This window comes from Candidatus Krumholzibacteriota bacterium (genome assembly GCA_016931295.1).
In the GTDB taxonomy this organism is placed as follows: Bacteria; Krumholzibacteriota; Krumholzibacteriia; order Krumholzibacteriales; family Krumholzibacteriaceae; genus JAFGEZ01.
This window is the reverse complement of record JAFGEZ010000051.1, coordinates 36,913-46,499: the sequence shown is the minus strand read 5'-3', so window position 1 is coordinate 46,499 and position 9,587 is coordinate 36,913. Positions and strand designations below refer to the sequence as shown.

7 protein-coding genes are annotated in these 9,587 nt (G+C 69.2%); 1 reads left to right on the top strand and 6 read right to left on the bottom strand.

Annotated elements, in window-relative coordinates:
* Together JW876_12505 and JW876_12500 are read right to left on the bottom strand one after the other, a co-directional pair.
* Window positions 1–226, bottom strand: a 226-nt coding sequence (locus tag JW876_12505; protein ID MBN1886329.1) for a hypothetical protein, incomplete at its 3' end; no start/stop codon positions are given.
* A gap of 115 nt (window positions 227–341) precedes the next feature.
* Window positions 342–1,526 carry a M24 family metallopeptidase gene (locus JW876_12500; GenBank protein ID MBN1886328.1) on the bottom strand — a complete coding sequence of 395 codons (1,185 nt, stop codon included), beginning with the start codon at window positions 1,524–1,526 and terminating at the stop codon, window positions 342–344.
* 272 nt (window positions 1,527–1,798) lie between these two features.
* Between JW876_12500 and JW876_12495 the strand changes: the two genes are divergently transcribed.
* The gene (locus JW876_12495; GenBank protein MBN1886327.1) at window positions 1,799–3,619 is read left to right on the top strand and encodes a hypothetical protein; all 1,821 of its coding nucleotides are present in this window, start codon (window positions 1,799–1,801) and stop codon (window positions 3,617–3,619) included.
* Between the two features lie 4 nt (window positions 3,620–3,623).
* On the opposite strand, the gene JW876_12490 is transcribed toward JW876_12495, so the two are convergent.
* The 4 genes from JW876_12490 to JW876_12475 form a co-directional block, all read right to left on the bottom strand.
* A complete protein-coding gene (locus tag JW876_12490; GenBank protein MBN1886326.1) occupies window positions 3,624–4,328 on the bottom strand; it encodes a zf-HC2 domain-containing protein in 705 nt (234 codons plus the stop codon).
* Complete coding sequence (locus tag JW876_12485; GenBank protein ID MBN1886325.1) at window positions 4,315–4,908, bottom strand: RNA polymerase sigma factor; 594 nt, start codon at window positions 4,906–4,908, stop codon at window positions 4,315–4,317. Before JW876_12485 ends, JW876_12490 begins: the two co-directional genes overlap by 14 nt.
* Before the next feature lie 83 nt (window positions 4,909–4,991).
* Window positions 4,992–8,567 (bottom strand): CHAT domain-containing protein, encoded by a 3,576-nt coding sequence (locus JW876_12480; protein ID MBN1886324.1) that lies wholly within the window; start codon window positions 8,565–8,567, stop codon window positions 4,992–4,994.
* Window positions 8,564–9,562 carry a hypothetical protein gene (locus JW876_12475; protein MBN1886323.1) on the bottom strand — a complete coding sequence of 333 codons (999 nt, stop codon included), beginning with the start codon at window positions 9,560–9,562 and terminating at the stop codon, window positions 8,564–8,566. The genes JW876_12480 and JW876_12475 overlap by 4 nt, the downstream gene beginning before the upstream one ends.
* Window positions 9,563–9,587 lie beyond the last annotated feature (25 nt).

Sequence of the window (9,587 nt, the reverse complement as noted above, 5' to 3'; positions counted from 1 at the left end):
GGTAGGTGCTCTTCGGCAGGGAGCCGAAAAAACCCCAGTTGGTCACGTTCATCTGGAGTTCGCCGATGTTGTGGATAAACTCGCCGCCGAGGGTGATCGCGCGGTCGGGGAGAACGGATTTCCCGTCGAAGGGGGAGGCGCGCCGATCGTCCGCACCCGCATGCGCCCCGACGAACGCAAGGATCGCCGCGGCCAGGACGGACGACCGCAAGACTCGGGATCGCATCGCGACCTCCCGATCGATCGTGTCGGCAGAGGCGTGGGGCCTGGGAACTGAGCAGCCAAATCGTACAACGATCCGGCATCGCTGTCAACGGCTTCCTTCGCCGCGAAACGTGTCGTCAGACGTGGATGCGGATCAGTTCCATCTGTTCCTCGCCGTGGACGACGACCGAGCCGTCGAGCCTGATGAAGAGATCGATCTCCGAACGCGCCGCCATCTCGCCTTCGAGATAGATGCCCGGCTCGATGGAGAAGCAGATGCCCGGAACGAGCTGCCGTTCGTCCTTCGTCTCGAGATTGTCGATGTGCACGCCGTTGCCGTGCACTTCCTCGCCGATCGAATGCCCCGTCCGGTGGATGAAGAAATCCCCGTACCCCGCCTCCTTCACGACGTTGCGGCAGGCGTCGTCGACCTCCCAGCCGAACACCGGCTTTCCCGCCGCGAACCGGTTCCGGACGAAGTTCACCGCCGCGATCCGCGCGTCGCGCACGACGTGGAATATCTCGCGGTATTTCTCGGGCGGCTCGTCGCCGACGAACCCGCACCAGGTGATGTCGTAGTAGATCGATCCCGGCTCCTTGAACTTGCCCCAGAGATCGATGAGAACCGTGTCGCCCTTCTTGAACTCGTACGAATCCTCCGGCGTGGGCTCGAAATGGGGATTCGCCGGATGGTCGTTGATGCCGACGATCGGGATGTCGTGGCCCGGCGTGATGTTCTCCTCCTCGAAGCGGTCGAGAATGAACCTCGCCACATCGTACTCGGTGAGTTTGACACCGTCGCGGACGCGCTTCCCGATGAGGGCGAAGGCCTCGTTCTTGATCTTCTGGATGATGTCGCCGGCTTGCACGTGGCTCTCGTATCCTGCCTCGTCGATGATCGCCTCGAAGAGCTGCACGAGATCAGCCGACGAGACGACCTCGTGGCCGAAGGAGCGGATCAGTTCGATCGTCCCGCCGTCCACGATCGACGTGTAGGGGATGTTGTTGAGCGGCGAGTACTGCATCGCGATCGACTTCGGCCCGCCGAGGATCTCCCTGAGCGATGCGTGCAACTCGGCCCATGGGTGGTAATGCACCGTGCGTCCGGGCAAGGGATCGAGCTTGGTTGCCTCGACCCGGTGCGCCAGTTTGACGGGCTCGCCGTCGGCGGGAATGAAGTAGAACCAACGGCGCGAGGTCATCTTCTCGAAATCGAGCCCGAGGATCCGGTAGGCGAGATGGTCCCGGTTGTGAAAATCGCAGAACAGCCACCCGTCGATCCCCTTCTGCCTGAGCGCCTCCTGGATCGCGGAAAGTTCCATGTCCCGTCCTCCCCTGCAAAGAGCCGATTTGTCGTTTCGATCGATCGCGCGCACCGGGCGTTGCCGGGCGCGGCGCGTCGCGCATCGCGGCGCAACCGGAAAAGACGAACGCTAGCACGCTCCTTTCGCGCTGTCAAGGAAGGCCCTCCACGGGGGAAATCCGCCGCGAGGCGCCGTCGCGCGGTTGACATGTGAAACTTTCTTTTTATCTTTCGCGTAAGCAATAGCCGTCGAGAGACGCATCCGGGCCGCCGCACCAGAACGGACACGACATGCTCCGCACCGTCATTCTCGCGACCTCCGCCGCCGTCGCCATGTTATGCCTGCTGGCGGGGTGCCACGCACCGCTCGCCCCCGCGGAAGAGGAAGACGCCGCGCCGTCGGTCGTCATCGAACGTCCGGCCGCCATCACCGGGGACACGCCCCTGCCCGGCCCGATCGAGATCTCCTGGCGCCGCGGCGCCGGGGCGCCGGTCGCGGTCCGCTGGCTCTACATGGAAACATCGGAGATGGCGGGAAGCGGCCTTCCCGGATTCGATCCCGTCGCCGAGCTCGCCGCGCACCCGGGACGGTACGAGGATGCATGGTCGCGGTGGACCTTCTTCGCGCCGCTCGCCGGCGGCGGCGACGGAGTCGCCATCGACCGTTCGCTGTCTTCCGCCGCGCGTCTCCTCTTCGCCGTCCAGGCGCGCGACGCGCTCGGCCGGGTCACGGAGGATTTCGATCAGACGACGAACGCGCGGATCTTCCGCGAAGCCGGGGAGGTCGCGCCTCTCGTCACCGTGCGCGACGACCGGCTCGGCATCCTCCTCTTCTCGGGCGACGCCCCGGTCGCGCGACGCGCCCTCTTCGAGGGAGCCGTCGTCCGGTTCACCGTCGAGGCGGACGCGTCGACCTACTCCTCGTCGATCGCCTCGTGGCGATGGGGATGGGACGTCGCCTCGCCCGGCCTCCTCCCCGTCTCGAGGGAAACGCGAAACGGCACCATCGACATTCCGCCGCGGACGCTCGACGCCGGCATGCACACGCTCGTCGTCGAAGCCACCGACATCCACGGGAACGCGACGACGGCCCGGGTCGCCGTCGAGGTCGTTCCCCTCGCCATGGAACGCCCGCTTCTCTGGATCGACGATTTCGCCTCCGACAACGAACCGAAGCCGCTCGGCGAGATGCCGACCGAGAGCGAGCACGACGCATTCTGGACGGCCCTCTGCGGCCGCGCGACGGGATTCGACCCGTCGACTGACGTGTGGGACGTCCTGAACGACCACGCCGGACTCGCCCCCGGCGCCGCGGTTTTCGCCCGGTATCGCAGCGTCGTCTGGACGTTTTCCTCCGCCTCGGACGCCTGGGGAGAGATCGTCCGGTTCGTTCCCGAATCGGCGATCGACGCGAACGATCCGCCGGCGGCCAACCTGCTCCCCCTGTTCCTCGAGGCGGGAGGGCACATATGGACGCTCGGGCGTTCCGAACGCCGCGCCGGGCTCGCCGAGGTCTTCCCCGGGAACGACGTCGCCTTTCCCGCCTCCCTGTCGCGAGATCTCGCCGGCGGAGGCTGCGCCGGCCGCTGCATGGCCTTGCGCGACTACTGCGTGAGCGTCATCGACAAGGTCTGGGGACCGATCCGCCGCGAGCCGGCGCTGCCGCCGGATTTCACGCGCTCGCTCGCCGCCGACGCACTCTCCTCGGCGCGCCTCGACACCGACGACCCGCTGACCGCCGCCGTGCCCGGACTGCCGCGCCGTCTCGACCTGGCGGACGCGGTCACCGCCCCCGGCATGTTCTTCGATCCCGCCGAACGCGGGTTCCTCTACGTCGAACTGTACGACCCCGCCTACTGGATGGACTGGCTCTTCCTCTCCTCCCGCTCCTGTTTCCATCCCCTCTACCGGATGCGCTCGCGGAACGCGACGTCCGTCGTCAACGGCGGCACGATCGCATTCTGGATCACGTCGCACGCCGATGTCGTCCCGCCCGTCGCCGGCGGCGTGGCCGCGCCGAGCATCCATTGCGGATTTCCCCTGTGGTTCTTCGATCACGCGCAGGCCGACTCTCTCGTCGACGCCGTCTTCGGTGAGTGGGGGATTCGCTGAGCGTCTACCGCGCGCGCACGCGGAACCAGCCGTTCGGCGATGCCGCCGAGCGCTCGAGTCCCGTGTACGCCTTGACGCTCCAGAGGTAGATCTCGCCCGGGGCGAACAGGGCGGCGACCGAGTCGGGGAGGGCGAAGGCCGGGCCGGCGAGGTCGCCCGCGTGGAATACGAGGCGGAGATCGGTGCCGAAGATGTCGAGCTCGTACCGGTCGGCGCCCGTGGATGGCGCCCACGAGAAGCTGTCCGGCGGGGCGCCGACGTCTCCCGACGGGGCGAGGAGCGCGATCGATCTCGATCCGGCCGTGCCCCTCATCGGACCGCGCGACGGGCCTTCGAAAACGGCGATGCGCGTCGTCTCGATCCCGGCGAAGACCAGGAGGATCGCCGCGGCCGCGGCGAGCGGGGCGAGCAGTCGCGTGAAACGCAGAATGCGCGGTTCGCGGGCGCGGCCGGGGACCGCGGGGAAAATCCGCTCCCGGAAGGCGTCCGCCAGCGCCCGTTCGGCCGCCGGCCAGTTCGCCTCCTCCAGCAGTTCGCCGTCGCCGTCGATCGACCGGAACCGCCTGAGCCCGGCGAGTTCGAGCCTGCAGATCGCGCACGATTCGACGTGGGTTTCGACGCTCGCGCGCTCCTCCGCGCCGAGACCCCCGTCGAGAAGATCGGCGAGCGCATCGAGGCCGGGGTGTCCGCGATCGTCACGAACGTTCATTGCCGGATTCCCCTTCCCGTATCATTCTCCGGAACTTCCGGCGCGCGTTCTGTATCAGCGTCCGCGCCCCGGTGACGTTCCCGCATCCGAGGATCCTCGTCACTTCCCTGACGGACAGCCCGTCCCGGTAGTGGAGCACGAACGCGTCGAGTTCCTCCGGTCTCATCACGCGCCGTGCAACCCCGACGAGGCGATCGAGGTCTCCGCCGAGTTCCATCGACCGCGCCGATTCGCCGTCCGCGCAATCGAGCGTCTCGCGGTCGTCAACCGGAACCGTCCGCGTCCGGAAGCGGTGCCGCGTCTTCGCGAGCTCTCCCAGGCAATGGTTGCGTGCGATGCGGTAGACCCAGGTGGAGAAGGCCGAACGTCCGGCGAATCCCCCTATTCCGCGGAAGATCCTGATGAAGATCTCCTGGGTCGCGTCGATCGCCTCCTCGGTGTCGTGCATGTAGTTGTAGCACCAGAGGAAGATCTTCCGCTCGTAGCGCGCGAACAGTTCCGAGCAGACCGCTTCGGTCGCCCGCCCGGCGACCATCGCGGCGAGCTCCTCGTCCGTCTTCTTCTTCAATTCCCCGTTCACCCGTTAGACTCCCCGCGGCGCGGCGATGACACACGCGCGATGCGACACTGCTCCAAGAGCGGAAAATCGGTTGGAGGAGTATATCAGACGGATCGGCGGCGGGCGACGAGAAAGAGGGCACCGGCGGCGACGAGCGCGGCGACGACGATGAAGGACGCGCCGATCCCGCGGCGTGCGACCGGAGCGACCGCGCCGTCGCCGACGAGAACGAATCCGGACCAGAGCGCCGGATCGACCGCCGCGCCGGCCATCTCGCGTTGCGCGGCGCCGAGCGCGCCGGCCGCGTCGCCGCCTTCGCCGAGTTTGCGGTAGAACGCCGTCATGAAGCGGTTGGCGAAACGATCGGGGATATCGACCCGGGAGGCGAGGACACAGGCGGCCCCCGCGTGGAGGAAGGCCTGGGTGAGTCCCATGACGCCCTCCCCGGTGGCGATCACTCCCCCGGCCGACCGGCAGGCGGAGAGCACGACGAGTGCGGGGCCGGCCGAAAGCGAGGCGATCTCGTGCCACTGCAGGATGCCGTCTTCTCCGCCCTCGGTCGTCGAGTCGGCCCGCTCCGGAGCGAGAACGATGAATGACCGGCGCGGATCGATGTCGTCCACCGAGCTGTGCGAGGCGATATGGATCATCGCCGCATCGCGGCGGAAGGCATCCTTGAACCGTCCCTCCTCCGCGTCCCCGCCGACGAGAACGACGGAGCGGCCGAACATGGCGGCAACGGCCGATGCCTCCTCGCCGGCGTGCGGCAGGGGCTCGACGGAGACGTTGGTGAAGGGATAGACGCGACCGCTCGCCGATGCGCCTCCGCTGCCGACGGCGATCATGTCGAGCTGCCGGCGGCGAACTCCCGCGTCGCGGCGGCGGAGCATCCCGAGCACGCGCAAGGACGGCGTGAAGAAGATCTCGTGATCGTCGCAGAGACGCCGGTCGTGATTGCGCAACAGGGAGAAGGGCAGCCGGTGGAGCAGGCCGTCGGGCACGATCACGAGCCGTTCCCCCGGCGCCATTCCGTCGGCGACGGGACCGACCAGGAGATCGAAGATCTCCTTCTCCGCGGCGGTGACCACCTCGTCCGGCACGGGGGCGACGGTGGAATCCACCGCGTACAGGCCGAGAAAAACGCGCACGCGCTCCTCGATCTCCCGCCGCGGCGGCAGCATGCGAACGGCCACGGCACCGTCGGCGGCGGTAAAGAGCCAGGACTCGTCGTCGCCGAGCATGTACGAGAGCAACCGTTCCCCCGGGCGAAGGACCGCGAAAAGTTTGTTTAGGCCGACGCCGGCCGGATCGGCGGCGGCGAAGAGATCGTCGTCGGGCGCCCGGTCGAGTCGGACGCGTTCGAGGCGCAGTTCGAGCGAATCGATCTCCGCGAGGTACGCCCGCCGCTCCCCGTCGCCGAGCGCCGGCTCCTGCAGGCGGGCCTGGAGAAAGGCGAGCCGCGAACGGAAGGGCCGCTCCGCAGCCTCTTCCGCCGGAGCCTGGCCGGCCGCCGCGCGCGTGAACGCCCGGCGGAGCATCGCGAACAGCGCCTGCGCCCGCGAGCGCTCCGCGAGGACGAACGCGGCCGCCTCGTCCCCCCCCGCGAAGCGCAACGCGATCGCCCTCTCGTAGGGCAGGATCGCCTGGCTGAGCAGGTGGGTGCGGAGCTCCGCGGCCGTCACGCTGCGCCCGAGCGCCTCCACCGCCTCGACGGCCTCCTCCTGGCGGGCGAGGGCGCCCGCGCTGTCGCCGGCGGCGAGATACAGGTCGCCGATCGCGCTGAGCGTCTTCCACTCGAGATCGCGTATCCCCGCGGCCCGCGCGAGCGCGAGCGCCTCCGTTTTGCGTTGGATCCCATCGCGCGGATCGGCCTCGGTGTCGCCGATGAGGGCGAGGACGCGCGCGCGGATGTACGCCTGCCCCCGGTCGGGAAGGAGACGGAACGCCTCGTCGAGATAGCCGCGGGCAGCGGCCCGGTCCCCCGTCTCGACGAGATGCGAGGCGAGATTGACGAGCGCGTAGAGAAGGCGCGCGTGGTCCCCCGACCCGCGCGCCGCGTCGAGGAAGCGCCGGTACACCGGCCCGGCGAGGTCCGGCCGTTTCGCCGCCGTGTAGACCGACCCGATGCCGCTCATGACGAGCTGGAGCAGATCGTCGTCGCCCGTCTCGAGCGCGGCGGCGCGGGCCTCTTCGTACTGCGCGAGTGCCTCGTTGTAGTCGCCCAGGTAGAATCTCACCGATCCCATGCTGAAGCGGACGGCTCCCACGCCTGCCCGGTCGCCGAGTTCCCCGTACAGGCGCATCGCCTCGTGTTCGGCGGCAAGCGCCTCGGTGTACCGTCCCTGCAGGTCGAAGACCATCCCGATCGAGTTCAGCGCCCATGCGGCGCCCGCGCGGTCGCCGAGCCGGAGCTTCACGTCCAGCGCCTCGCGGTAGCGCCGTTCCGCGGCGACGAAATCCCCCAGGCGGTGATACGCCAGCGCGAGGCCGCCGACGGCCCAGCTCAGCCCGTAGAGGCTGTGGATCTCCTCGTAGTGCCCGACGCACGCCTCGTAGTGGACCACCGCCTCGCCGTATTCGCCTGCCATTGCGAGGTTGTAGCCGAGTCGCATGCGGGAACCGTACTCCCCCCACGTATTGCCGGCCTCGCGGTGGCTGTCGGTGGATCGCCTGAAGCGGTCGATCGCCGCCGCCCTGTCCCCCTCGGCCTCGGCGATGGCGCCGAGACCGTAGAAAACGTACCCGAGCATCCAGTCGAGCCCGCATTCCCGCGAGATGGCGAGGGCCTCCTCGAGGCGGGCGCGGCCCTCGGCCCGGTCGCCGAGACGGATCGCCGTCTGTCCGAGGTTGTTGAGAAGCGCCGCGACGAGGCGCCGATCGCCGAGACGTCGCTCGATCCGGAGAGCGCTCCGGTACAGCGAGGCGGCCTCAGTGGCGAGCTGCCGCTTCTCGCGGACGCGCGCTCGGCCGTTCAGCGCCGCGGCCCGCACGCGTTCGAGCCCCAGGTCTTCCGCCGTACCGAGCGCGAGGGCGTAGATGCTGTCCGCCTCGTCGAGGCGGTCGACGAGATCGTACGCCTCCCCCGCCGTCGTGAGAAGATCGGCCCCGAGAGCCGGCGCGATCCTCGCGAACTCCGGTTGACCGTTCGCGAGCGCGGCGAGCAGGGAATCGGCCCGCCCGAGCACCATCATCGCCCCGGCCGCGTCGCGCGCGCCGACGAGCGCCCGCGCCGCGGCCCGCCAGGCCGTGAACGCCGAGATGCCGTCATCCGCCCCGGCGGCGGCGATGGCGGCCCCGCGGAAGGCGAGGGCGGCCCGCTCGAAGGCCTGCTCGTGGCGGAGATCGCATCCCGAGAGGAAACGGTCGAGAACGTTCGCGCGGGAAGCCAGCTCGCGGAGGCGCTCCGCGGCGTCGTCGTACCTGCAGGCGCGGGACAGGGCCGAGACGAACCCGTCGGCCGACTCCAGACCGGTCGGCCGCCGGCGCGCCTCGCGCAGGAAGAGCGCCGCGGCCTCGTCGTTCCGCCCGGCGTCGAGGAGCGCGTATCCCGCCGCGAGGGTATCCACCCGCGCCCGGCCGGCATCGGCGGCCTGCGCGAAAACGGATGCGAACGCTCCCGCGACGACCGCGAGAACGGCGATCGCCGCGAAGGGCGCCCGGCGGCGCCCGGCGCGCCTCATGGCGCCTCTCCCGCAGACATCGCGCGCCACATCCGCCAGATGATTTCGAGCACGCGCCTCTTCTCGCGGAGCATCTCGTCTTTCGACCCGCACTCGACCGTGCCGGCCGCCGCGCCGGGATGCCCGTCGCCGATGTTCAGCGACCGGACGATCTCTCCGGCGTTCTTGCCGTGCACCCGGCCGGTGAGATTCATCGAGAGGGAGATCGAGACGGCGAAGCCGTTCGCCTTGCGCCCGCCGCGGAAGATCGGGTAGAGGCTCACCACGCCGAGGGCCTCGGGATGGATGAGATAGGCGAGGTTGCGCATGACCCGCGGCCGTCTCTTGTGGTGTGTGAGATCGAGGATGACGAGCTCGCGGGCCTCGTCCCCGTCGAGGAATGAGACCGATCCGCGGAGGAACTCGATCATTCGCGCCTCCTCCCCGCGGTATCGCTCGATCCTCGAGGCGATCCCGTCCATGGCGGGAAGCAGGTCGATCGGATTGTCGCGGAGGAGGAAGACGAGCGTTTCCAGGTACGCCGTCCGCTCGCGGACGTCGCCGACGTCGGCCTTGAGGCTCATGTCGACGAGGCGGCCGGGGGTCTCGCGCCGCCATTCCTCGACGCTGCGGTAATCGAAGGAATCGATCCGGTCGGCCTCGGCGACCGTCTCCCCGGCCCAGCCGGGCAGATCGATCCCCAGGTCGGCGAGGTGCTCGAAGACGACGCGCGCGCAGGAGGGTCGCTCGGCGAACCGGCCGGGCATCGACGCCGGATCGATCCCGCGAAGCCGCACGGCCTCGAGGTTGCCGCCATGGTGATCGAACCAGAGACCGCATTCGAGCGGATAGGGAAGGTCGCAGACGATGTCCGCCGCGGTGATGGGAATCGCCGCGCGCGCCACCGCGCCCGGTCCCGTGAAACGCACGCGATCGCACCCGTAGCCGCGGGAACAGAGCGCGGCCGATACGATCCCGTCGAAATCGTCGTGCGTGATGATGCGATCGTACGTCATCCGGCCGGTGTCCCGCGGAGCCGCG

Bases quoted from the DNA above. Each gene is read 5' to 3' on its own strand.
- JW876_12500 (MBN1886328.1), bottom strand. From the start codon at position 1,526: ATGGAACTTTCCGCGATCCAGGAGGCGCTCAGGCAGAAGGGGATCGAC.
- JW876_12495 (MBN1886327.1), top strand. From the start codon at position 1,799: ATGCTCCGCACCGTCATTCTCGCGACCTCCGCCGCCGTCGCCATGTTA.
- JW876_12490 (MBN1886326.1), bottom strand. From the start codon at position 4,328: ATGAACGTTCGTGACGATCGCGGACACCCCGGCCTCGATGCGCTCGCC.
- JW876_12480 (MBN1886324.1), bottom strand. From the start codon at position 8,567: ATGAGGCGCGCCGGGCGCCGCCGGGCGCCCTTCGCGGCGATCGCCGTT.
- JW876_12475 (MBN1886323.1), bottom strand. From the start codon at position 9,562: ATGACGTACGATCGCATCATCACGCACGACGATTTCGACGGGATCGTA.